22 protein-coding genes and 1 pseudogene are annotated in these 22,037 nt (G+C 68.9%); 11 read left to right on the plus strand and 12 right to left on the minus strand.

Features of this window, described 5'->3' with window-relative positions:
• Nucleotides 1-104: 104 nt before the first annotated feature.
• Nucleotides 105-1,133 carry a serine hydrolase domain-containing protein gene (locus BLQ91_RS22185; RefSeq protein WP_090099586.1) on the minus strand — a complete coding sequence of 343 codons (1,029 nt, stop codon included), beginning with the start codon at nucleotides 1,131-1,133 and terminating at the stop codon, nucleotides 105-107.
• 128 nt (nucleotides 1,134-1,261) lie between these two features.
• Here BLQ91_RS22185 and BLQ91_RS22190 point away from each other — a divergent pair, with 128 nt between their 5' ends.
• Together BLQ91_RS22190 and BLQ91_RS22195 are read left to right on the plus strand one after the other, a co-directional pair.
• Nucleotides 1,262-1,780 (plus strand): sensor histidine kinase, encoded by a 519-nt coding sequence (locus BLQ91_RS22190; protein ID WP_245733733.1) that lies wholly within the window; start codon nucleotides 1,262-1,264, stop codon nucleotides 1,778-1,780.
• Entirely contained in the window at nucleotides 1,768-2,424 is a 657-nt protein-coding gene (locus tag BLQ91_RS22195; RefSeq protein ID WP_090099364.1) for a response regulator, read from the plus strand. Before BLQ91_RS22190 ends, BLQ91_RS22195 begins: the two co-directional genes overlap by 13 nt.
• A gap of 403 nt (nucleotides 2,425-2,827) precedes the next feature.
• On the opposite strand, the gene BLQ91_RS22200 is transcribed toward BLQ91_RS22195, so the two are convergent.
• Nucleotides 2,828-3,439 carry a TetR/AcrR family transcriptional regulator gene (locus BLQ91_RS22200; RefSeq protein WP_245733734.1) on the minus strand — a complete coding sequence of 204 codons (612 nt, stop codon included), beginning with the start codon at nucleotides 3,437-3,439 and terminating at the stop codon, nucleotides 2,828-2,830.
• A 146-nt stretch (nucleotides 3,440-3,585) separates the two neighbouring features.
• Between BLQ91_RS22200 and BLQ91_RS22205 the strand changes: the two genes are divergently transcribed.
• The 3 genes from BLQ91_RS22205 to BLQ91_RS22215 are packed head-to-tail and all read left to right on the plus strand — an operon-like array spanning nucleotide 3,586 to nucleotide 5,696.
• Nucleotides 3,586-4,182, plus strand: coding sequence for an NADPH-dependent F420 reductase (locus tag BLQ91_RS22205; protein ID WP_090099368.1), 597 nt, complete (start codon nucleotides 3,586-3,588; stop codon nucleotides 4,180-4,182).
• 4 nt (nucleotides 4,183-4,186) lie between these two features.
• Nucleotides 4,187-5,188, plus strand: a complete 1,002-nt coding sequence (locus BLQ91_RS22210; protein ID WP_090099370.1) for a zinc-binding alcohol dehydrogenase family protein — start codon at nucleotides 4,187-4,189, stop codon at nucleotides 5,186-5,188.
• A 46-nt stretch (nucleotides 5,189-5,234) separates the two neighbouring features.
• Entirely contained in the window at nucleotides 5,235-5,696 is a 462-nt protein-coding gene (locus BLQ91_RS22215; RefSeq protein ID WP_090099373.1) for a nitroreductase/quinone reductase family protein, read from the plus strand.
• 133 nt (nucleotides 5,697-5,829) lie between these two features.
• Here BLQ91_RS22215 and BLQ91_RS42160 read toward each other — a convergent pair whose 3' ends face one another.
• The 3 genes from BLQ91_RS42160 to BLQ91_RS22225 form a co-directional block, all read right to left on the minus strand.
• The gene (locus BLQ91_RS42160; protein WP_218130366.1) at nucleotides 5,830-5,982 is read right to left on the minus strand and encodes a hypothetical protein; all 153 of its coding nucleotides are present in this window, start codon (nucleotides 5,980-5,982) and stop codon (nucleotides 5,830-5,832) included.
• A gap of 113 nt (nucleotides 5,983-6,095) precedes the next feature.
• Nucleotides 6,096-6,632 carry a tetratricopeptide repeat protein gene (locus tag BLQ91_RS22220; protein WP_090099375.1) on the minus strand — a complete coding sequence of 179 codons (537 nt, stop codon included), beginning with the start codon at nucleotides 6,630-6,632 and terminating at the stop codon, nucleotides 6,096-6,098.
• A 73-nt stretch (nucleotides 6,633-6,705) separates the two neighbouring features.
• Nucleotides 6,706-7,503 (minus strand): ion transporter, encoded by a 798-nt coding sequence (locus tag BLQ91_RS22225; RefSeq protein WP_245733735.1) that lies wholly within the window; start codon nucleotides 7,501-7,503, stop codon nucleotides 6,706-6,708.
• A 464-nt stretch (nucleotides 7,504-7,967) separates the two neighbouring features.
• Between BLQ91_RS22225 and BLQ91_RS22230 the strand changes: the two genes are divergently transcribed.
• Both BLQ91_RS22230 and BLQ91_RS22235 read left to right on the plus strand, forming a co-directional pair.
• Nucleotides 7,968-8,180 (plus strand): hypothetical protein, encoded by a 213-nt coding sequence (locus BLQ91_RS22230; RefSeq protein ID WP_176959894.1) that lies wholly within the window; start codon nucleotides 7,968-7,970, stop codon nucleotides 8,178-8,180.
• An 85-nt stretch (nucleotides 8,181-8,265) separates the two neighbouring features.
• Nucleotides 8,266-11,355, plus strand: coding sequence for an AfsR/SARP family transcriptional regulator (locus BLQ91_RS22235; protein ID WP_090099381.1), 3,090 nt, complete (start codon nucleotides 8,266-8,268; stop codon nucleotides 11,353-11,355).
• 129 nt (nucleotides 11,356-11,484) lie between these two features.
• Here BLQ91_RS22235 and BLQ91_RS22240 read toward each other — a convergent pair whose 3' ends face one another.
• Complete coding sequence (locus tag BLQ91_RS22240; RefSeq protein ID WP_218130367.1) at nucleotides 11,485-13,185, minus strand: peptidase dimerization domain-containing protein; 1,701 nt, start codon at nucleotides 13,183-13,185, stop codon at nucleotides 11,485-11,487.
• Nucleotides 13,186-13,543: 358 nt separating this feature from the next.
• A complete protein-coding gene (locus BLQ91_RS41545) occupies nucleotides 13,544-13,702 on the minus strand; it encodes a hypothetical protein (protein WP_176959895.1) in 159 nt (52 codons plus the stop codon).
• 595 nt (nucleotides 13,703-14,297) lie between these two features.
• Between BLQ91_RS41545 and BLQ91_RS42830 the strand changes: the two genes are divergently transcribed.
• The gene (locus tag BLQ91_RS42830) at nucleotides 14,298-14,831 is read left to right on the plus strand and encodes a DUF2017 family protein (RefSeq protein ID WP_245733736.1); all 534 of its coding nucleotides are present in this window, start codon (nucleotides 14,298-14,300) and stop codon (nucleotides 14,829-14,831) included.
• Nucleotides 14,832-14,897: 66 nt separating this feature from the next.
• Here the strand turns inward: BLQ91_RS42830 and BLQ91_RS43380 are convergent.
• From BLQ91_RS43380 to BLQ91_RS22265, 5 genes and pseudogenes are all read right to left on the minus strand, one after another.
• A pseudogene (locus BLQ91_RS43380) lies at nucleotides 14,898-15,143 on the minus strand (glutaminyl-peptide cyclotransferase); the annotation flags it as partial.
• 42 nt (nucleotides 15,144-15,185) lie between these two features.
• Complete coding sequence (locus BLQ91_RS22250) at nucleotides 15,186-15,818, minus strand: trimeric intracellular cation channel family protein (protein ID WP_090099590.1); 633 nt, start codon at nucleotides 15,816-15,818, stop codon at nucleotides 15,186-15,188.
• An 81-nt stretch (nucleotides 15,819-15,899) separates the two neighbouring features.
• The gene (locus BLQ91_RS22255) at nucleotides 15,900-16,601 is read right to left on the minus strand and encodes an alpha/beta fold hydrolase (protein ID WP_090099383.1); all 702 of its coding nucleotides are present in this window, start codon (nucleotides 16,599-16,601) and stop codon (nucleotides 15,900-15,902) included.
• A 571-nt stretch (nucleotides 16,602-17,172) separates the two neighbouring features.
• On the minus strand, nucleotides 17,173-17,802 hold the full coding sequence (locus BLQ91_RS22260) for a GntR family transcriptional regulator (RefSeq protein ID WP_090099385.1): 630 nt from the start codon (nucleotides 17,800-17,802) through the stop codon (nucleotides 17,173-17,175).
• Between the two features lie 98 nt (nucleotides 17,803-17,900).
• Nucleotides 17,901-18,707 (minus strand): class I SAM-dependent methyltransferase, encoded by an 807-nt coding sequence (locus tag BLQ91_RS22265; protein WP_090099387.1) that lies wholly within the window; start codon nucleotides 18,705-18,707, stop codon nucleotides 17,901-17,903.
• 303 nt (nucleotides 18,708-19,010) lie between these two features.
• Here BLQ91_RS22265 and BLQ91_RS22270 point away from each other — a divergent pair, with 303 nt between their 5' ends.
• From BLQ91_RS22270 to BLQ91_RS22280, 3 genes are all read left to right on the plus strand, one after another.
• Nucleotides 19,011-19,358, plus strand: a complete 348-nt coding sequence (locus tag BLQ91_RS22270; RefSeq protein ID WP_143022758.1) for a hypothetical protein — start codon at nucleotides 19,011-19,013, stop codon at nucleotides 19,356-19,358.
• 170 nt (nucleotides 19,359-19,528) lie between these two features.
• Nucleotides 19,529-20,203: a helix-turn-helix transcriptional regulator gene (locus tag BLQ91_RS22275; RefSeq protein WP_176959897.1), complete on the plus strand. Its 675-nt coding sequence runs from the start codon at nucleotides 19,529-19,531 to the stop codon at nucleotides 20,201-20,203.
• A gap of 105 nt (nucleotides 20,204-20,308) precedes the next feature.
• Complete coding sequence (locus BLQ91_RS22280) at nucleotides 20,309-21,751, plus strand: DUF6461 domain-containing protein (RefSeq protein WP_218130368.1); 1,443 nt, start codon at nucleotides 20,309-20,311, stop codon at nucleotides 21,749-21,751.
• The last annotated feature ends 286 nt before the right edge of the window (nucleotides 21,752-22,037 follow it).

Raw genomic sequence — 22,037 nt, forward strand, 5'->3', positions numbered from 1 at the left:
GTGGACTTTTGCACTGACACGCACAGTTTCGCCGCCGCCGGGGTGCCCGCGCGATCCCTTCTGCTGCAAGACTTCCGGTACAGCCAGCACTACCTCGGCGGTCACTACGAGCACAGCGCGGCGTCGAAGAGCGCGTCGCGGTCCTCGCCGACGGACTCGTCCTTGACCGACCCGTTGAGCGAGGTGACCGTGAAGGTCACCGCGCGGCCGTCGTCGGTGGCCGCGCTGACGGTCGAGTAGCCCGGGATGTCGCCGCCGTGACCCCATGCGACTCCTCCGCAGCTCAGCGGCAGGCTGAACACACCGAGTCCGTAGCCGGTCCGCGATCCCGGACGCGTCGGGATGGTGGTGCGCATCTGGGCCAGATGCGCCGGATCGAGCAGTTTTCCGCCCAGCAGCGCACTCAGGAAGGTGTTGAGGTCGTGGGGCGTGGAGATCAGCTGGCCGGCCGCCCAGCCCCAGCTCGGGTCCATTCGCGTGAAGTCGACCAGCTCGCCGGTCGCGTGGTTGCGCTGGTAGCCCTTGGGGTGCCGGCCGCGGATGTCCTGTTCGCCGACCTCGGGCGCATACGTGTCGCGCAGACCGATCCGCTCGATGACCCCGGAGGTCACGAGTTCGTTGAACGGGCGTCCGGTGACCCGTTGGGCAATCAGTCCCGCCAGGACGTAGTTCGTGTTGCTGTAGGACCACCCGCCGCCGGCGGGCCCGCCGTCCTTCTGGCCGTTCGCCAGGTCGAGCAGTTCTCGGGGTTCGAGGTAGACGTGCCGGTACGGGAAGAAGTCGCGCGAGGGCTCGAACATCGGGCGGGTGTAGTCGGGCAGGCCGCTGTCGTGCCGGAGCAGCTGGCGGACCGTGATCCTGGTGGCGTCCACGCCCTTGGCCCGCACCAGACCCGGCAGGTACTTCTCGATCGACGCGTCGAGGTCGACCTTGCCCTCTCCGGCGAGCTGCAGCACGACCACGGAGGCGAACATCTTGCTCGCGCTGCCGATCCGGATCCTGCCGTTCGCCGGCACCTCGTCGCCGGTGCGCGAGTCACCGACCCCGGCCGTGTAGTGGCGGGTCCGGCCACTCCGGTCCCGGACAGCACCCAGCGCTCCGGGGTGCCGGTCGACACCTACGAGCTTGTCCATGCCCTGCTGGAACGCATCGCGGCGCGGCTCCGCGGGGGAAGCCGGGACAGCGCCGACGAACACGAGAGTGAGAGCTGCGCCGCATCGAGCGGTCACTGCACGACGGCACGCAGAACCGGCTGGTAGCGGTGAACGTGCTGCTTGGTGCCGTGCGGCGGGCCGTGGACCGGAATCCCGCCGCGGCCCACGCCGCACTGGACCGAGCGCAGGACGCCGCCGAACAGGCGCTCTCCGAGCTGCGTGCCGTGGCACGCGGCATCCTGCCCCCGGTGCTGGCCGACCGCGGGCTCGCCGGCGCGCTGGCCGGCCTCGCGAGCAGCTGCGGAGTGCCGTGCGAGATGACGGTGGACGTCCCCGGCCGGTGCGCCGCCTCCGTCGAGGCCACCGCGTACTTCGTGGTGGCCGAGGGCCTGTCCAACGTGACCAAGCACAGCGGCGCCGCGAGCGCCGTGGTGGAGGTGTCCAGGAAGGACGACAGGCTGCTGCTGCGGATCGCCGACGACGGCCGGGGTGGCGCGGACGAGCGCCGCGGGTCGGGGCTGACCGGCATCCGCCGGCGGATCGAGGCGTACGACGGGCGATTCACCCTGGACAGCCCGGCCGGTGGGCCGACGACGATGCGAGTGGGGCTGCCGTGCGGATCGTGATCGCCGAGGACGACCCGCTGCTGCGCGAGGGTCTGGCGTTGCTGCTGCGCGCCGAGTCGCTCGACGTGGTGGCCACCGCGGACACCCCGGGATCGTTCCTGGCAGCGGTGGCCGAGCACGAGCCGGACGTCGCCATCGTCGACGTCCGGATGCCACCCACCCACACCGACGAGGGAATTCTGGCCGCCGTCGAGGCACGCCGCCGGCGGCCAGGACTCGCGGTGCTCGTGCTGTCGGCCTACGTGGAACAGACCTTCGCCACCGAACTGCTCTCCGGCGGCGCCAACCGGCTCGGCTACCTGTTGAAGGAGCGGGTGGGGCGGGTCGACGAGTTCCTGGGCGCCCTTCACCGCGTGGCGAGCGGTGGCACCGCCGTGGACCCCGACGTGGTCGGCCAGTTGCTGGCCCGCAACCCGCACACCAATGCGCTCAGCCGGCTGAGCCCCCGGGAGCGGGACGTGCTCGCGCTCATGGCCGAAGGCCTCGGCAACACCGCCATCGCCGAACGGCTCACCGTCACCGAAGGCGGAGTGCACAAGCACATCCGCAGCATCTTCGCCAAACTCGACCTCGCACCCGACAACCGCACCGACCGGCGCGTCACCGCGGTCCTGCGCTACCTCGAGGGCACCGGATCGCGGTAGGGCGACCGCGTGCGAAGGGCCGGATGGTCACAACGCGGTACCTGTGGGTGTGACCGGCTCGGCAGTCCACATGTGCCGTCGCGACCTGGGCGGGCGTTCACGACTTCCCGACCGGATGTGGAATGCGCCGTCGTGCGGCGGAGAGCACCACCGGCCTCGAGGTGCGGCCTGCTGTACCTGCCACTCGGAAGCCTGCGGTATCGGCGACGCCGGCGAACGCGACCAACTCCTTCGTCATGAACCCGCTCACCCGCAGCCTTGCCGACGAGACGGGAAGAGGCGCGCGGAGCAACAACTCCAGGTTGTGGTCCTGTGCCGTGACGGTCCACTGCCGGACGCCGCGAAGCTTCTCGTCGACTCCTGCCTCACCGAGACGTCGCGGGACCCATCGGCCGCCGGGCGGTCACAGCTTCTTGAGCCGCCGCCGGTTGACTGCCAGCACCTCGTCCGACAGGTCGGGGGCGGCGTCGGCGACCGCCCGGGAGAGGACCAGCGCGCCGACCATCTGGCTGAACATCGCCACCGCGCGCTCGCGGGCCTCGGCGGGACCGAGTTCGGTGCCGGACTGGCGTGCGCGGTCGAGCAGCATGTCCGTGATGGCGGCGAAGTAGCCGTCGAGTCCGCGCCGGTACTCGGTCTGGGCGGCGGCGCCGTGACGGCTGGCGTCGGTGACGAAGGCAGCCGAGGCGCACCCGATCTCGGGACGGTCGCGGTGCTCGGCGTTGACGTACTCGTCGACCATGTCGTGCAGGGCCGCGCGCGCCGAGCGGGGATGCGCTTCGCGGATGGCGCCGAGCGCCGTGAGCGAGTCGGTGAAGCCCTGGTGGAGGACTTCGAGAGCGAGGTCGTCCTTCGAGGCGAAGTGGTTGTAGAAACCGCCGTGCGTCATGCCGGCCGACTTCATCAGCTCCTCGATGCCGATGCCGTCGATGCCGCGCAGCCGGAATCCCGCGCCGGCCGCGTTGACGATCTTCTCGCGATTGAGCCGCTTCTGCTCCTGCGTGATGCGGGGCACGCCGACCACCTTCCTGGCGAGATCACTTCCGATGATAGCCATCATCAAACCGGGCGTCCACGGAAGAGTCCGGCTTGACAGTCAATGATGACGCCTACCATCATAATTTATGATGACGGACGTCATCGAAGACTGGAGGGACGGTCATGCACTTCGGAACCATCGGCGCCGGGACGGTCGCGCAGGCGATCGCCGGTCACCTCGTGGCGGCCGGCCACGAGGTGACGCTCAGCAACAGCCGCGGCCCGGACACCCTGCTCGACGTCGTGACCTGGCTGGGGCCGCTCGCGAGCGCGGGAACAACCGCCGAAGCGGCCGCCACCGACATGGTCTTCCTCGCCGTGAGGTGGCCGCAGGTCGGTGACGCGCTGGCCGGACTGCCCGAGTGGGACGGCCGCATCCTGGTCGACACCACCAACAACCTGGAGCCGGCGCAGCCGGTCGTCACCGGCCTCGGGGTGGAGACGGCGAGCGAGTTCGTGGCCGGTCGTGCGCCGGGCGCGCGCGTGGTCAAGGCCTTCAACACCCTCCACGCCCGGTACATCGCCGCAGACCCCCGGCATGCGCAAGGGCGGCAGCTGCTGTTCTACGCCGGTGACGACGAGGCCGCCAAGGCGGATTTCCACGCCGTCGCCGACACCATCGGATTCGCGCCGGTCGACGCCGGGACGCTGCGCGACGGCGGCCGCCTGATGCAGATCGGCGGCCCGCTCTCGGCGTTGCACGCCCTGAGGCAGGACTGAAGCCGTGAAAGCGCTCACCTACGAGAAAGCGCACGAGCTCGACGCGTTCGCCATCACCCTGACCGAGGTCGCCGAACCTCGGCTACGCGACGGTGACCTGCTGGTCGAAGTCCGTGCGATCGGCATCAACCCGGGCGAGACCGCGATCCGGCGAACGCGCAGCGCCGAACCCGGCGGACGGCTCGTGCTCGGCTGGGAGTTCGCCGGGGTCGTCGCCGCGGCCGGGCCCGCCGCCACCGGGTTCGCGGCCGGGGACCGGGTGATGGGCACCGGCGACTTCACCCGCGACGGCAGCTGGGCCGAGCGCGTCGCGGTCGACCACCGGGTGGTGGCCAAGATCCCGGACCGGCTCGCGTTCACCGACGCCGCCTCGCTGCCCATCGGTGTCCTCACGGCCTGGGAATCACTGTTCCGCGACCAGGACGTCCTGCCGCCCGGTGTCGGCCGCGTGCTCGTCCTCGGCGGAGCGGGCGGCGTCGGGTCGATGGCCACGCAACTGCTCAAGGCCAGGACACCGGCCTTCGTGATCAGCACGGCCTCGCGGCCCGAGTCGCGGAAGTGGGCGACGGCGATGGGCGCCGACCTGGTCGTCGACCACCGCGGCGACCTGGCCGGACAGCTGCGCGCGGCGGGGGTCGATCACGTCGACCTGGTGTTCTCGACCTCGGGCACCAGCAGCCACCTGGCGGCGATCGTCGAGGTGCTGCGCCCCTTCGGCCACCTGGCCCCCATCGACCTCGCCGGTCCCCTCGACCTGGGCGCGCTCACGGACAAGTCGTTGTCCCTGCACAGCGAAATGGTGTTCAGCAAGATCGTGGCCGGCGGCGACGTCGCCAGCCAGGGCCGGATCCTCGCCAGGGCGGCGGACGACGTCGCGGCGGGCCGGCTGCGCCCGATCGTCACCACCACGCTGGACGGCCTGACCGCCGAGACCATGAAGACGGCGCACACCCTCGCCGAGAGCGGCCGGACCATCGGGAAGACCGTGATCCGGGTGACCGGCTGAGACCGGCGACGCTTGACAACGCCTCAACGAAAGGAAGTTCTCCGCGATGACGAAGGATCTGCTCGACGGCGAGTACGTCCCCAGCGCCGACGCGACGACCCGCGACCAGGTCGAGCTGTACGAGCGCACCGACGGCCGCGAAGGCGCGACGATGGGAGGTGGCCCGGTGGTCGTGGTGACCATGCGTGGCGCCCGTTCGGGCAAGCTGCGCAAGGTCGCCCTGATGCGCATCGAGCGCGACGGCGTCTACGCCATCGGCGCGGCCGCCGGCGGCCAGGCCCGCAACCCGGGCTGGTTCCACAACCTCGTGGCGCACCCGACGGTGCAGCTGCAGGACGGTCCCGATCGCCGGCTGATGACCGCCAGGGTGACCGAAGGCGCGGAGCGCGAGAGCTGGCTGGCCTACACCGACGAGCTCTACCCGTTCTTCGCCGACTTCCGCGCCCGCGCCGCCGAAGCCGGCAACCGCGAGGTGCCGCTGATCGTGCTGGAACCCACCGAGAGCTGACCGGACCCGCCACGGGCGCCTGGCCTCACACCCCGGCGCCCACCACGGGGCCGCCGCCGCACGACCATCCGGTGCGTCCGAGCCAAGGGGGCGTCACCCGGCAACTCCACGCCGAGCTGCCCACCGAGGTTGATCACCAGCACCCACCCGCCAGCACCGCGGCCAGCTCACGTCTCGTCGTCCGCATCGGTGCCGCGAAGCTCTTCGCCGCCGGGCGGGACCGGTACGGCGGCCACGCGCAGCCGGGCCTGATCCAGATCACCGTCACCACCAACATGATGACCAACGGCACGTCTCCTGCTGTGCAGTTGGTGACCCACCACGGCGATCGACGCGCCCGGCAGGATCCCCGACCCCGCAGCCCCCGCACTCGGCGGACACCTGTACGCATCGGAGTTCCTACGTGTGGTCAAGACTGCGCGCCGCCGTGGTGACGGCGTCGAAGACCCTGATGCCCTCCATGAACCACGTCGCGTCCGGCAGGCCGTCGGCCAGCAGGACGTCGATGGAACACAGGAGCTGGTCCAGACGACCGCTCTCCAGCGCCCAGAAGTCGCTTCCGGACTTCGGCGCCGCGAGGAAGGAACGCAACCGCAGGAAGGCGTCCCGCTGAACCGAAGCCGCGCGATCGTGCCGACCGGCGAGGAAGAGAGACCGCGCGAGGGTGAACATCGACAGGCTGATCGTCTCGTCGAGGAAGGCGGCGTGGGCACCACCGAAGATCTCCTGCTCGCGCAGGACCGTGATCTCCCGCTCGTGAACGGCGACTGACTCGTCGTACTCGCCGAGGCGCTCGTGAGCGTCGCTCAGCACGTCCAGCTGGAAGGCGATCTGGGAGACCGGGGTGTCGGCGTCCTCGAAGCCGGAGATGCTCTTGATGACGCTGATCGCCTCCCGGTACCGCCCCGACCTCATCTTCGCGTGGGCGATGTTCATCAGGACCGTGCCTTCGGCTGCGCGCGGACCTACCTCCTGGAAGATCGCACGCGCACGCGCGGCCTGTGCGGCCTCAGCGGACCGCCGTCTCGCGCATGGCCTGCAACTCCGCCCGGAGGACGCGGATCTCGGCGAGGACGTCCATCGACACTTCCATCTCCTCGCGGTCGCGCTCCTCGCGCTCTTCGCTCACCTGGTTCTCCATCGCACTCACCGCGACGGCGATGAACAGGTTCAGCACCGTGAAGGACGTGACGACGAGGAACCCGATGAAGAACACCCACGCGTAGGGCTGTTGCTCCATCACCGCGCGCGAGACGTCGGACCAGGCGTCACCCGTCATCACCTGGAACAGCGTGAACAGCGAGTCGCCGAGGTCCCCGAAGTGCTTCGGCGCCACCTCGCTGAAGAGCTTCGTGGCGATGATCCCCGACACGTACAGCACCAGCGTGAGCAGCGCGGTGATGGAAGCCATGCCGGGCAACGCGCTCAGCAACGCCGCCACGACGCGCCGCATGCTGGGCACCACGGACACGAGCCGCAGCACCCGGATGACCCTCAGCGCTCGCATCACCGAGAACGCACCCGACCCCGCGGGCACCAGGGTGATGGCGACGACCACGGTGTCGAACCAGTTCCACGGATCGCGGAAGAAGCTCGTGCCGTACGCCCAGAACCGGAGGATCAACTCCACGACGAACACCACCAGCGCCACGCGGTCGACCACGTGCAGCACAGGGCCGAACGAAGCGACCAGCTCCGGTGACGTCTCCGCTCCGAGCACGAGCGCGTTGACCACGATCAGCGCGGTGATCACCTTGGTGAACCACGGATCGGTGACCAGGGCGCGAAGCCTCGCATTGGGGAACACCGACCCGCTCCTTGCCTGCGGCAACATCTTGTCGTGCCGCTACCACTACTTCTTCGTGTTCGCGAGAGGGATCAGCGCCACGCCCAGGTGACCGAACGGTCCCAGGTCGTTCGCTCCCACCGCGTCAACGCCGGATCCGACGACTCAACGTCGATCATTCTGCCGAGGTCCCGGTTCGACACGAACCACGATGTGCGGACGCGCCGTGTTCAGGGCACTTCCCGCCCCTGGAAGGGACCAGGGTGTTGACTTCCGGGCGCAGCGCCCCATTGCGAGTCCCGCACAGCAGGGTCAGACCGCATTGGCCCAGCTCGTCCGGGTCTGACTCCCAGGCGGCCGCTTCCGCTGCGTGGCGGAAGCGTGTGCGTCAGCGAGGAGGTCCGGCCTGAGGGAAAGTCGAAGCGGCGACGCTGTTGAAATCGCCAAAGGGAACGGCGGGCGGCGCGGGAAAGGCAGCCGTGGACGTGGGTGAAGGCAAGGGGTCACCGGACTCCATCTGGAAGCGTGCTCTGCAGGGCGGTGCCACCGGCGCGGCCCGTGGACTCGTCAACTCCTCGGCGCGGAACCTCGCCTACCCGTCCGGCGGCGTCTCCGAGACGACCTGGAAAGCAGGCGGCAAGACGATGGACGACTACGTCCAGCGCAAGGTCAGGGAGGAGGTTCTCCCGTCGGAATGACGAGGCACCGGCCTGGCGCACCTGGGCCTCTTCCGTTGACGGCTCCGCCTCGCCGACGCTTTTCGCGCACATTACGATCGCACGCATGTGGCCCCTTGCCCGACGTTCCACCGATGAGGTCACTGCTTTCCGGCCAGGTCTGGTGTTCACCGTGTTCGGGGTGGTCCGCGCCTGGCGAGACGACGCCGAGCTGGACCTCGGGTCGCCGCAGCAACGGCTCACCCTGGCCGTCCTCCTGCTGGCGGAGGGAAGGCCGGTCCAGGCTTCCGAGATCATCCGCGCGATCTGGGGTGATGACGCTCCCCCCACGGCCAGGGGAACCGTGCGCACGTACGTCTACCGGCTGCGCAAGCTCCTGGACGACGACACACGCCCGGATCGGACCGTGCTTCGATCGGACGGAAGCGGTTACCAGCTGGTGCTCGCGGACAACCAGCTGGACCTCAGCCGGTTTCTCGGTTCGGTCCGCGCCGCGGAGACGGCTGTGTCCACCCACGACATCCGGCAAGCGGTCGTGCTGTTGCACGCGGCCATGGACGAGTTGAAGGACGAACCGCTGCGGGGGGTCTCCGGCGAGTGGGCTGAGACGGAGCGCCGTCGGCTCGGTCAGCTCGCTGTGCGGACTGTAGAGCTGATGTCCGAGCAACAGCTGGCGTTGGGCGGACGGGTCGACGTCCTGGACCAGCTGATGGCGGTCGCGGAAGCGGAACCCTTGCGGGAGCGCGTGCACGAACTGCTGATGCGCGCGTTGTGCCACGGGGGAAGGCCGAGCGAGGCACTCACCGTGTACGAGAGGCTGCGCACCACGTTGCGCGAGGAGCTCGGCGTCGATCCGAGTCCCGCGCTCCGCGAGTTGCACACGAGGGTGCTGCGCGCGGATCCGGCGCTGTCATCCGATACCGGTGCTTCGGCCGACCACGCTGTGCCGTCGGCGCGTCCAGCGCTGATGCCGGCGTCGCTGGCGGTGTTCACCGGGCGGGAAGCCGAGCTGGACGAGCTGAGCTCGGTTCTGGGCGACGCGACGGCCCCGAGGACGGTCGTGGTGCACGGAACCGCGGGGGTCGGCAAGACCACGTTCGTGGTCCAGTGGGCCAACCAGGTCGCGTCATCGTTCCCGGACGGTCAGTTCTTCGTGAACCTGCGCGGCTTCGAGGGCGAAGGCGCCGCCCGCGAACCGGCCGAGGTGCTGCGAAAGCTGCTCGACGCACTGGATCCGTCCACCGCGAACAGGCCCTCCGACCTCGATGGCCTGATCGCGATGTACCGCGGCGTCCTGGCAGGACGACGCGCGCTCCTGGTGCTGGACAACGCGAGGGACAGCCAGCAGGTGACACCCCTGCTCCCAGCGGCACCCGGTTGCCTGGTGGTGATCACCACCAGGAGGGAGCTGACCTCGCTGGTCGCATCGACCGGAGCGCACTCCGTCAGGATCGGACTGCTCGACATGGACGAAGCCGTGGCGTTGATGACGCACCGTCTCGGCCGGCAGCGCGTACAACGAGAACCCTCGGCAGTGCGGGCGATCGCCGGCGCGTGCGCGCGCCTTCCGCTCGCTCTGGCCGTCGCGAGCGCCCGGATCGCGAGCAACCCCGAGTTCAGGCTGTCCGACATCGCGTCCCAGCTCACCGACGACGTCCAACCCGGCCTGGACTTCCTGGCCACGGATGATCCGCACAGCGATGTGCGCTCGGTGCTGTCGTGGTCCTACCGCGCGCTGAGCCCGGCAGCCGCGCGGACGTTCGCGCTGCTCGCGCTGGTGCCGCTGAGCTGGACGACCACTCCCGCGGTGGCGAGCTTGACCGGAGTCCCAGTGCCCCGTGCCAGGGCGGTGCTGCGCGAGCTGAGCACGCTGTGCCTGATCAACGAGGACCAGCCCCACCGCTTCAGCTGGCACGACCTGCTGAGGGAGTACGCGGCGGAGGTTCTGGCAGAAACCGTCGACACCGACGAACAGCGTGCAGCATGCCACCGCCTGCTGCACCACTACCTCATCCTCACGCGAAGCGCGTCGCTGCAACTGGTGCCGACTGACGACCTGCCGGAGCTCCCCCAGATCGCGCCAGGGGTGACCGCGCACACCGTCGGCGATCTCCCGTCCGCCTCCAGGATGTTCGCGACGGAGCACAGCACGTTGCTCTCCCTCTTCGACCTCGCCGACACGTGGGGCGTCGAGTCGAGCTCCTGGCAACTCGCCTGGTACATGCGCTACTACATCGACGAAGCGCTTCTGTGGAAAGAGATGACAGCGATCAACGAGGTGGCCTTGGCCGGGGCGACGCGGGCCGGCGACCACCTGGGGGTCGGCTACACGCACCGCTGCCTGGCTCGCGCCGCGGCGATGCTCGGCGACACGAAGACGGCCGAAGCACATCTCGAAACCGCCGTCCAAGCCTTCAGGACATGTGGTGACCGCCAAGCCGAGGGCTACACACGCGTGCAGATCGCCAAGTGGCTCGTCCACACCGATCGGGTCGACGCAGCACTCGAACAAGCCGAACAAGCGCGCGAGCTGTTCCGAGGCACGGCTTCTCAGACGCAGAAAGGCGAACTGCGGGACCTCATCGCCTACGCGTACAGCAGGACCGGGCGGTACAGCGAGGTGGTCGAGACCCTCCGCGGAGCGCTGGAGTCGGACTACGAATCCGGCTCGACGATGAGGATGTTCAACACCATCGACCACCTGGCGGTGGCTCACGAAGGTCTGGCCGACTACCGCAAGGCAGCCGAAATGCGCGAGCTGTCGCTGAAGCTGGCTCTGGAGAAGACCGGTGCCGACTGGGCGCAGTTCCCCTACTACCTCGAAGAGCAGTTCGTCCAGGACAGCTTCCTGCTGGCCCGCTTGCTGTACCTGGCCGACGAGACCGATCGAGCACTGACGGTACAGCGAGAAGCACTCAACGGCTTTCACTCACTGCTTCTCAGACACCACATCTCCACGCTGCCCGAACGCCCCAACGAGGCACTGGCGAGAAGTGCGTTCGCGAAGTTCGAGAGCGTTCTCGCGGAAGATCGACTCGATCACCAGTGGTTCGCGGACAGCGTTCGGGCCGTTGACGAGGTGGCCGCCGCGATGACGTACCGGGGAAGTCTTCGGTTGATCGTGGAGTTGCGCAGCGGAAACCTCGACCTCATCGCCGCGGCGGGGGCTCGCGCCGCCGGGACGAACACCATGTGATCACTGACGACTTGGACTCGGACCGCTTCTTCCACAGTGCGGGAGGTTGGCACGCCGAGACGTGATCTGACAGCTGTCCTCGAGGGACAGAGGCGGAGGGCCTGCCGAGTTGCTCGCTCGAAATCCGAATCACGTCACCGGCGGCATCGGCGGTCCGGTGGTGCCGAGCTGCTCCGCTGCCACGATCTGAGGCACGGGCCAGGTGACACCGGCAGGTGGCCAGTGCTGGCCCGTCTTGGCCAGGAAGTCGGCAGGCGGCTGGTACAGGGGCGGCTGGAGGCCGTCCGGGATCAGGCTCGCCCAGGTCACGCCTTCCTTGCGCTCCAAGAACTCCTGCTTCATCCCGTCGAGCAGCGCGGGCTGCGTGATCAGGTCGACCGCTCCCGCCGCCAGGTAGCGAGCGGCGGCGAGCAGGCCCTCATGAGCGATGTTCGTCGCCGCGGTCGCCGTGACGCTCCAGTTGTGGTTGGGGAGGTTCGGCGGGAACGTGGTCGCCAGCAGCACCGCTGTCGGCGTCTGCCAGCTGACGTCGGCGGTGTCGGTGGCGAGTCCGCCCGTGTAGCCGGCGGCGGGCGGCGTCAGCGGTGCGATCGCACTCGGCAAACCGCTTTCCGGTCTGCCCAGCGACTTCTGCAGTGCTTTGGCCAGCGCCTGGTCCTCGGCGGTGAACACCGGCGGACCGATCGTGAGCATGTTGTCGTACAACAGTTCCGCGCCCCGCTTGTTGGCGAGGAGGTTCCACGTGCCGGAGTGGAAGCGGTGCACCAGGCGGGTTTGGCTGGCCTGTGCGGCGGCCTTCGCGCACTCCACGATCTTGTCGTACAGCACCTTCGCGCGCTCAGGGCTGCCTTCGCGGACGAAGTACCAGATGGAGCACATGTCCGGGGTGACGTTGGGCGCGCCTCCTCCGTTGATGATCGAGTAGTGGAAACGCCCGGAAGGGGCGACGTTCTTCTCCCGCAGGTACTCCGACATCGTCGCCATCAGCAGTGCGCCGTCGAGACCGCTGCGGTTGCCCAACGGCACGCCACCATGCCCTGAGGCACCGAGGAACGTGAAGGTGGCGGACATCAGTGCGCTCGTCGTGTTCCAGAAGGGCGTGGTCGTGGTGAAGGGGTGCCAGTCGAGGAAGGCGTCCAGGCCGTCGTAAACACCGGCCTTCACCGCGTACGCCTTGCCTACGAGCTGCTCCTCCCCCGTCGACCCGAACAACTTCACGGTCGCCTTCAGGCGATGCGATCGGATCGCCTGCGCCACCGCGATCGCGGCCGCGGTGGAACCCGCTCCCAAAGCGTTGTGGGCGTCGCCGTGGCCTGGGCCGTAGGTAGGACCGTAAGCGTCGTAGTTGTAGACCAGCGGGTCATGCCGGGCGACGCCCGTCTTCTGGGACAGGTTGGGCAGAGCGTCGTACTCGGCGTTGAACCCGACCACCGGCCCACCTGACCCGTACGTGGCCACGAACGCCGCGGGGAACCCGGCGGATCCCCACTCGATGGTGAACCCGTTGGCACGCAGCAGGTCCGCGGTGGCCAGGGCGGAGTTCCACTCGCGCAGCGACAGCTCCGCCAGCTGCCAGACCCGGTCGTTCAGACCGGTGACCACCGAGCGGTTCGCGTTGATCCAGGCCAGTGCCGTGTCCTTGGCCGGACTGCTCTTGGCCAGACCGCGCGGCGGCTGGTAGGACGAGGCCGAGACGCCGGCGCGCTCGTCATACCCCAGAGTCGCCGCGAGGACGGGGTCCGCCATCAGCACGTCCGCCGTGGTGGCCGTCGCACCCAGGCCGAACATCTTGAGCAGGCGCCTGCGGCCGATCCCTTGTTCGTTCGTCACAAGGAACGACTACCTGTCGTCGGCACGGGTACGACACGGCTTCATGACCTGTGGGCACCTTTTGACCGGATAGTCTGCACCTCTGCCCGCAGCGGGTGCCGACTCGGTGGCACACGGTTCTCGGACGCCGGCAGTGGCGATGTTCCACATCCACTGTGGATTTCCACGCTGGGCGGTGTGCACCGCCCGCACGTCAGCGCGCTCCGAACGAGCAGCCACCTCCCAGTCGCCCCAGGCTCGTCGATCACCTCTTTCCCCACCACCGGCAACGGATCGTCCACGCCTTGCTGCCCGGCAGGACGATCAACGCATCGCGATCCGGCACGGTCGTCGGACGACGCACCCGGCAACCCGGACCTCACCTCTCCTCCGGGGAGAGGTGTTCATCCTTCGAGGAGTGGTATTCGTCAAAGGTCGCCCTCCCGTTCAACACGTCCTGAATGGTCAGTTCTTCGGAGTCGACCGCCGAGACCGAAGAGGCCGTGCCACGTTGCGTCACGGCATGCATGTACTCCATGGAATCCTCCCCTGATTTGCTTCTGGCGACACACGATCCCCCGCGCCGAACGGTTCGAAGATCGACTGCTTCGAACCGGTGGATGCCCGCAAGTGCCATACCTCTTGCCTTCGGAGACACTCTTCGACAAGGCCGGGTTGACAGACGTCCGCCCCGAGGCAAGCTTGCTGTCCTGGAATGACATCCGCGGACGCGAACATGCCGGCCCGCGGTTTGTCGCGCTCCTCGTGAACGGCCGGATACACGGATCAGCGCAGGGATTCATTCCAGCCGACGCCACACCGGACCGATGACAAGGAATTCCGGCCGCGGATGCGCATGGTCCGGTTGCGATGTCACCCACACCGACCATACGAGCCCGATCGCTCCTCGGCTGTCATCGCACCTGCTCCTGGTACCCCGACATCTGACACCGAAGTGCGTTCGTCTCACCCCACGAGCACGGAGACCAGAACATCGTCCTTTCCGGACAGCAGCTTCGCGGTGGCCGCGCGGGCACGACTTCGGGCCTCTTCCCGGCGAGACGGCCGCGGCACTGCGCCGAGAAGTCCTACTTGGCCAGAAAGCTTTCGGCTCGCTCTTCGGAAGGTGTTCGATGATCTGCTGGGAACGGTGCGGGGAGTCCGGTTACGTCGGTGTTCTCAGCAGGAGCGAGATCGACGTTCTCCAGAGCTACGTCATCGGGTTGCTCATCCTCGTCGAACACCGCACCGCCTCCCACACGGTGATCGCGGTGGTAGCGGGCCGTGAGGTGCGCGTGCCGGCCGCGGTGACCGAGGACCCGCGGATCCTGGCGATCCTCGAGAACGAGCTGGGGGAAGACGAGCCGGACTGGGTGCTCGCGGTGGGCGAGGAGCAGTGCCTGCTGAGTGCGCGAGGTTCGCTGCAGCTCATGTCGTCCACCTTGCCCGAGACCGGCGGCGTCGTGCGTCTGCGGTCCAGGGACGAGGCAGGTGCGTGGCTGCGCTCCATCCGGTTCTTCCTGTCGACGATCGCCGTCGTGGCCGACTCGGAAGGAAGGGTGAAGGGGAAGGACGTGGCTCCCACCGTCACCTGGCTGTGCGAAGTCTCCGGCACCTTGCGTTCGGCTGTGGCACGCACCGTCATCGCGGCGCGACCCGCCTGCTGACAACTCGACGACGTGCTCAGCACGGGCCGGGTGTGCGGTCAGCGTCGTCGAGCTGTGAGCCGGATGCGGTAGGTCCGCGACGGCCGTCACCTCGCCGCTGCCGGGTTCGATCCGGATGATCTCAGTGGACTCCCGCACCGCCGCCCGCACGGCTTCGCCGGTGCACTCGAGTTCGTCGATCTCCTCCACCGGCTTCCCGCCCCGCGTGACCTCCACGGTTCCGGTGACCCCGAAGGTGGCCGGATCCCGGAATGTCAGCCTCGCGGAGCCGTCGCTCGTGACGAGCCGTGTGCCGTCATGGCAAAGGCCCCGGCCGCGCCCAGTGGCGCCGGCTTTCGCGCTTCACCGCGATTTCTACGGGGCTTTCAGCGCGCGCTGCTCGGGGAAGGTCCAGTTGAAGCGGATCGCGATCAGACGCAAGGCCGCGGTCACGACCACGCAGACAAGACCCGCGATCGGGATCGGCGCGCCGAACTCGGCGAGCACCACGAGCATCCCCGCGCCGGCTCCGGCTGCTACGGCGTAGAGGGTGCCGACCTGGAGGAAGGAGATCGGCAGGCTCAGGATGACGTCGCGGAGCATCCCGCCGCCGATGGCGCCGATGACGCCCGCGACCACCGCGCCGGCCTCACCGGCGCCGAGGGACAGCGCTTTCGAGGCCCCGATGGCGCCGAACAGCCCCATGACGACCGCGTCGAGCCCGGTGATGAGCCAGTCCACCCGCGCGAGGACCGGTTGCAGCGCCATGCCGAGGACAGCGGAGGCGCCTGCCACCACCAGGTACCAGTTCTTCCAGAGCACGACGGGCGGTTGGTCGAGCACGATGTCGCGCAGCAGGCTGCCCCCGAGCGACACGGCGAGCCCGATCACGACGACGCCCAGCACGTCGATGCGGCGGTGCCGCTCCCCCGCCGCGAACAGGGCGCCCTGGAGGCCACCCAGTCCCGCGGCGAGGAGCTCTGTCCACAGCGGCACCTGGAACGGCATGACGGACACGCGGCTCACACTCCGGAACTCGGGGCCGGCTCGCGGGGAGCGCGAGCCGGCCCGGGATGATGCAGCCGCCTGTCAGCCGATGGCGTTCTGCGCGGCGGTGACGATGACGTCGGCGACGGCGACGGCCTGCGTGGCGTACAGGGCGTGGCTCGCCGGGACCTCGGTGATCTCCGCACCGATGCGCTTGGCCATGTGCTGCAGCATGGCCTGGTCGAACGCCTTGTCCTCGGTCGCGATGACGGCCCAGCTCGGCTTGTCGCGCCAGGCGGCGTTCTTCACCGGCGCCGAGAAGACCGCCATGTTGATCGGCACCTGCGAGTCGCGGAGGAACGCGGCGTCCTCGTCGCTGGTGTCCGCCGCGAAGCCGGCCTTGAACTTGTCGCGGTTGATGAAGCCGTAGCCGTCGTCCCCCACGTCGATGACGAAGTCCGGTGTCGGGGCGAACCCTTCGTACTGCTGGGCGGTCGTCTCGCCCGCGTCGGGCGCCAGCGCTGACACGTAGACCAGACCGGCGACCTTCGGGTGGACTCCGGCCTCGGTGATGACCGTGCCGCCCCAGGAGTGGCCGACGAGGATCGCCGGGCCGTCCTGCAGGTCGAGCACGCGCGTGGTCGCCGCGACGTCGTCCTCCAGCGAGGTGAGCGGGTTCTGCACGATCGCGACCCGGTAGCCCCGGGCGGTCAGCTCGTCGTACACACCCCGCCATCCCGAACCGTCGGCGAAAGCGCCGTGCACCAGCACGACGTTCTTGATCTCTTGACCGGTGCTGGTCATGAGGCTTCCTTCCGTGTGCCGCGGCCGGTGTCACCGGAGCGGATCGAGTGGGTCGGCGGATCCGGCGACCAGGAGGCTGCCGTACTCACCGGATGTAACTAATATATTGGATATTACATATCGGCGCCAGCGTCGGTTGTTGGACGACCGATGGGGATGCGGACGCCAGTAGCGGTCAAGCGCGACCCTGACCTGGCGTTTGACGAACAGATGCAGCAGAACACGCGCGGGAGCGCTGGGAGGTCAACCTCGACTCCAGGGCACTCAAGTGCCCGAGTCAGAGCACCTAGGTGCATCGACCGGCGGCTGCGCTTGCTCCTTGCTCACGTTCCGCTACGGACAGAAACGGCACCGACGTGACCGAGTCGAACGAGTGCCGCGAGCGGAGCGGGGACGGGAGGCGGGCCGCGCCGAGCACGGCCCGGTACGCCGCACTGGCGCAAGACCTTCTACGTGCCCGCGAGCACAAGTGAACCCACTGTCCCTTTCGGACAACCTGGCGACACGCCGTCGCGAGCCGTCACCTCGACGAGGCGATGGCCAGGGAGGACCGGACAACAGGAGCTCGCGTCTACAGCTCCTCGAGCAAGGTGCTCCAGTTCTCGTCCACCAGGCGGGCCGCCCACTGGCCGTCGAGCTGTTCACAGGCCTCGATGATCCGCTGGTGCTGCACCACGGAGTGGCGCGCGGCAGGCGAGGAGAAGCGCTGGTGCTCCACACGGCGCACGACGGGCGTGAAGCGATCGATCGTCGCCTCGATGGCCGAGTTGCCGCAGCGGCGCACCGCCACGGCGTGGAACTGGTCGTCCGCCGCCAGCGCCGCGACGGCGTCGTTCGCGTCGAGCGCCTCGGTGAACGCCTCGTTCGCCGCGCGCATCGCGGCCAGGTCGTCGGACGTCGTCTCCGGCGCGGCCAGGCGTGCGGCGAGCGAGTGCATCGCTTGGACGACGACGAGGGCGTCACGAACCGGTTGCGCGGTCAGCGCGGTCACCCTGGTGTAGCTGTGGGGCTTGCTCTCGACGAGACCCTCGTCGGCCAACTTGGCCAGCGCCTCCCTGACCGGAGTGCGGGACAGGCCGAGTTTGGCCGCCAGCTCCGCGTCCTTGATCGCGGCGCCCGGCTCCAGCTCACCACGCACGATCGCAGCCCGGATCTCTGCGGCCGCACGCTCCCCGAGCGACCCATATCCAATATATTGCATATGGCCGAGCGTAGGACGGGCAGAACCGCTCTGCAACAGGAGTCACTTCACTCGGCAGTCCACCGCTGACCACAGCGCTCCTCCTCCACTCCGACGGTTCAGCAACGGCGGCCGCTGCCGATCAGGGTCGTGGCGTCGAGTTCTGCCATGCCTTCATCGCGCAGCGACGCGAGGTAGAACTCGCGCACGGCGTCCAACGCGTGGGCGGGCACCTTGGCCAGTGCTCCCCGGAACCCGGACCCGGCGATCACCAGCCACGCCACTTCAGGAGTCATCGTCAGCGCGAGCCGGTTCACCGCGACCTCGACGTCGACGAGTCCCCGTTCACGCAGCCAGGCCACGTAGCTGTCCACCTGGTTGATCCGCTCGACCGGCCGGGGCTCGCGGGACTGCGGCGGCGGAACACCCGTGGCCTCGGTGATCGCGCGGCGGAGGTGCCGGCCGGCCGCCAGCATCGCCCCGTCCCGCCAGATGGTGAGGACCGCCCGGCCACCGGGGCGCGCCAGGCTGATCAGGTGCTCGGTTCCGGCCGCCATGTCGGGGAAGCAGGAGATGCCGAGTGCTGACTGCACCACGTCGTAGCCACCGGCGGTCCAGGAGGTCACGTCAGCCCGGTGGGCGCGGAGCTGGGGCAGGTCCTTCGACAGCCACCACAACTCGCCGATCATCGGCTCCGACAGGTCGACGGCGTCGACGAGGCCGCGGCGGCCGACGAGCCGGGCAGCCGGGATCGCCGAGGCTCCGGTTCCGCAACAGGCGTCGAGAACGCGCTCACCCGGCTGGAGGCACGCCATCGAGACCGCCACGGCCCCGATCGGTTCCCACAGGTGGCGTCCCAAGGCTGTGAAGTCCGCGGCAGCGGCGTCGAACGCTCCGCGGAGCTCGGTCCGTCCGGCACATCTCACGCTGTCCTCGCTGTTCAACTACATCGTTCCTGTGTAGACGGTGACTGCCGCGCGCTCCCCACGACGACGCGAAGCCGACCTTGCCCAGAGCCTCCGAACGGCGTTCTCCGCGGACATGCACATGCTCAGCGGCAGGTGCGAGGTGCACAAGCGCGCTGCACCCGGGTACCGCGATATTGGGGCCGCTCAGTGCAGTGGAAGCGACCGGCGAAGGGCCGGGCGGGCACCGAACAGGGCGCGAGAAGGGCCAATGCCCGAGGAACCGGCGCCCGGCGGTTGAGGCCGGGGGACATCGACCCCAGCATGATCACCACCAGCGTGGCAGATCACGCGACCGACGACGAGGACGCCGACGTGAGCGAGTTCGAAGACCTGCTGCTCGATCTCGAGAGGATGCCGGCGGGATCCGGAGAAGCGATGGGCTTGCCCGAGCTGTTCGAGCTCAGGATGGCCGCCGCCACGGCCCACGAGCTCATGGCCGCGATCGACCGCGGCGACGCCCCGGCCGCCGGGTTCCACTCGGAACTCCTCGAACACCACGTGCACAACACACACGCACTGCGGTTCCACCTCCGCGAGAACACGTCCCTGCCGACCGGCGTCCCCGGTGTTCCACCAGCGTCGACGTGCACCGGAAGGGAACCGCACTGAGCGCTCCAGGACACGGGTCCACGAGCTACAGTCTCGATTGGTGGCAGCTCTGACCTGCGTCTTCCTCGCGTTGACGCGCACGTTGACGCGACGTTGACAAGATGTCGACAGGGGCTTGGTTGTCTGGTTGCGCGGTGAAGCGCCGCAGCTGGACGAAAGGCCCCTCAACCGTGAGCATCTGCACCCTCCCCGAAACCCCCGTGTCCCGGACGTCCGACCGCGTCCAGGTCGCGGTGCACGTCCACGACCACGTGGTCGCGAGCGACCTGGTGCCACAGCTCGCCCTGTCGCCGGAACTCAAGATCACGGCCGGCGCCGACCGCGAGGTCGCGGACGTGGCCCTCGTGTTCGCCGAACACGTCACGGACGCGCTGGTCGACGAGCTCGCCATGGTGTCGCACCGCGCTCTCAACCCGTCGCAGCGCACCGTGCTGGTGGCCGGTCCCCTGCGTGAACGCCACCTCGCACAGATCTTCGCCGCGGGCGTCGTGGCCATCCTTCCGAGGAAAGACATCACCGCGCGCCAGGTCGCCCACGCACTCATCGCGACGTCCCACGGCCGCGCCGTCCTGCCGGAGAAGCTCACCCGGTGGCTCGCGGACGAGATCCGCTTCCTGCAGACCAACCTCCTCGTGACCCAGGGCCTCGCCGCCGGCGGCCTCACCACACGAGAAGTCGAAGTGCTCAAGCTCATCGCCCAGGGTGACGACACCGCCCAGATCGCCCAGCAGCTCAACTACTCCGAACGCACCATCAAGAAGATCATGCAAGAGATCATGAGCCGCCTGAAGCTCCGCAACCGGGCACACGCCGTCTCCTACGCCCTGCGAGTGGGCGCCATCTGACAGCCGGTGTCACACGGCGGTGATCGCCGCCTGTGCCGCACCCCGCCGTGCCTGCACCAGGTGCCTTGACCTGGATCGGCCGTACAACCGCGACGAGCCGTCGTGATGAGACAGATGAGGAACGAGATGGACGCCCGCAAGACCGTGCTCAACGCCGGGGACTACCTGTTCGGCCAGTCCCTGGTCTCCCCCAACGGGGCGTACGCCCTGGAACACCGCACCGACGGAACTCTGGTGTTGCGGGACAACCGCGCTTCCCGGGACCTCTGGCAGATCGGCGGGCCCCAGTCGGAGGGGGCATGGCTGTACCTCCTGACCGAAGGGCTCCTGGTGCTCCGGACCCTCGCCGGAGTTCCCGTGTGGTCGTCGGGGCGGATCGACCGCAGGGTGACCGCGGCACTGGTCCGGGACGACGGACGCCTGGTCCTCGTCGACGCCGACGGCGACCAGCGCTGGAGCAGGGACCCGGTGGACGCGGCGCTCGCTGCCTGCTCCCCGCCGGCGCGTGGTGACCGCCTGAGCAGGGGCGAGGTGCTGGTTGGTTCGATCGCGTCGCCGAACGGGCGGTACGCGCTGTCCCAGACCCCCGACGGCAGGTGCGAGCTCCACACGACCCCCGAGACGCCCGGCGGGCGCCGCTCTGTGTGGTCGCGCTGGGTGGGGGCCCCGGGAGCTGTGCTCTCGCTCGGGCAGGACGGTGTGCTGCGCGCCGGTTCCGACTCCACGGTCCTGCAGAGGTGGACGGGCCGCATGCGGTTGGACGCGTCATCCGTCGTGGTGGCCGAAGTGGTCGTGCGGGACATCGGCGACGTGGTGCTGCTGCGCGACGACGGCACGGAGATCGACGTCACCGGGACCGCCGCCGAGGAGGCCCGGCTGGCCGAGATCGACCGCGAGTTCGCCCAGAGGGAGGCCGAGGAAGAGGCCAAGCCCGTGCGCCCCTCAGGCAGCGGGATGGCGACGGACTGGTTCGACTCCCTGGAGCTCTCCGACTTCTTCACGATCACGTGGGTGCAGGGGATCGACGGCCGGGAGGCACTGTCACGGCTGGGAGCCGACTCGGAAGCGATCACACCGATGACCTACGACGAAGCCGTCTCCGCCGCCTACCCGGAAGACGACGAGAAGGGGAGCAGCGCTTTCGCGGTGCCCGTGGGCGGCTGGGTCGCGGTGATCGAGCCGAACGGGTTCCAGGGCGTGTACCAGGCACCCGGGATGTCGGCGGGAACGCAAGCCATCGTCTACCACGAGGGCATGGACGGCACTCACCTCGCGTGGCACCGGAACGGCGAGCCGCTTGCCGTGTACTCCGAGGACGACTACTTCGAACTGGCCGACGGCGAGCCCGCTCCCGAGGGCATGGACCGAAGTGCTTTCGCGCCCTTCATGGCACGGATCGGACTGGGCGTGTACCGCGAGGAGGACGAGGACGAAAGCGACTTCCTCCCTCCTGCCCTGGAGATCGCCTGTCTCGCCGCCGGCGTCGTGCCGGAGCCGGAGCACTTCGCGGGAACGCGGCTGGGCGCCGTCTCGCCCGCATGGGGCTGAGCGCGCCGTGAGTCAGCCAAGTCCTCCAGGACAGTCCATCGCGGATGACATCCCAAGTGGACACCGCACGAACTTCAAGACGCACGCCGTCGACTACGCACTCTCGATGGCGTGGCCCGCGCGCCAGACCGGCACGTCCATCGTCCTTCCGCTACCCGTCGGGTGGATCGGGATCACCACGACGGCGGAGGTCGGTCGTGCCGCCTGCGCACACCCCGTGCTGAGTGACTCGTGCGGTCCTGTTCTCGTGGTTCCCGGTGTGCCGGTTCACTGGGTCTTCCTGGCC

Origin of the sequence: Lentzea jiangxiensis, assembly GCF_900104175.1 — a bacterium.
Taxonomy (GTDB): Bacteria; Actinomycetota; Actinomycetes; order Mycobacteriales; family Pseudonocardiaceae; genus Lentzea; species Lentzea jiangxiensis.

Coding starts and splice junctions, on each gene's coding strand:
- BLQ91_RS22185 (WP_090099586.1), bottom strand. CDS start 1,133: ATGGACAAGCTCGTAGGTGTCGACCGGCACCCCGGAGCGCTGGGTGCT.
- BLQ91_RS22205 (WP_090099368.1), top strand. CDS start 3,586: ATGCACTTCGGAACCATCGGCGCCGGGACGGTCGCGCAGGCGATCGCC.
- BLQ91_RS22215 (WP_090099373.1), top strand. CDS start 5,235: ATGACGAAGGATCTGCTCGACGGCGAGTACGTCCCCAGCGCCGACGCG.
- BLQ91_RS22220 (WP_090099375.1), bottom strand. CDS start 6,632: ATGAACATCGCCCACGCGAAGATGAGGTCGGGGCGGTACCGGGAGGCG.
- BLQ91_RS22235 (WP_090099381.1), top strand. CDS start 8,266: ATGTGGCCCCTTGCCCGACGTTCCACCGATGAGGTCACTGCTTTCCGG.
- BLQ91_RS41545 (WP_176959895.1), bottom strand. CDS start 13,702: ATGGAGTACATGCATGCCGTGACGCAACGTGGCACGGCCTCTTCGGTC.
- BLQ91_RS42830 (WP_245733736.1), top strand. CDS start 14,298: ATGATCTGCTGGGAACGGTGCGGGGAGTCCGGTTACGTCGGTGTTCTC.
- BLQ91_RS22250 (WP_090099590.1), bottom strand. CDS start 15,818: ATGCCGTTCCAGGTGCCGCTGTGGACAGAGCTCCTCGCCGCGGGACTG.
- BLQ91_RS22255 (WP_090099383.1), bottom strand. CDS start 16,601: ATGACCAGCACCGGTCAAGAGATCAAGAACGTCGTGCTGGTGCACGGC.
- BLQ91_RS22260 (WP_090099385.1), bottom strand. CDS start 17,802: ATGCAATATATTGGATATGGGTCGCTCGGGGAGCGTGCGGCCGCAGAG.
- BLQ91_RS22270 (WP_143022758.1), top strand. CDS start 19,011: ATGATCACCACCAGCGTGGCAGATCACGCGACCGACGACGAGGACGCC.
- BLQ91_RS22280 (WP_218130368.1), top strand. CDS start 20,309: ATGAGACAGATGAGGAACGAGATGGACGCCCGCAAGACCGTGCTCAAC.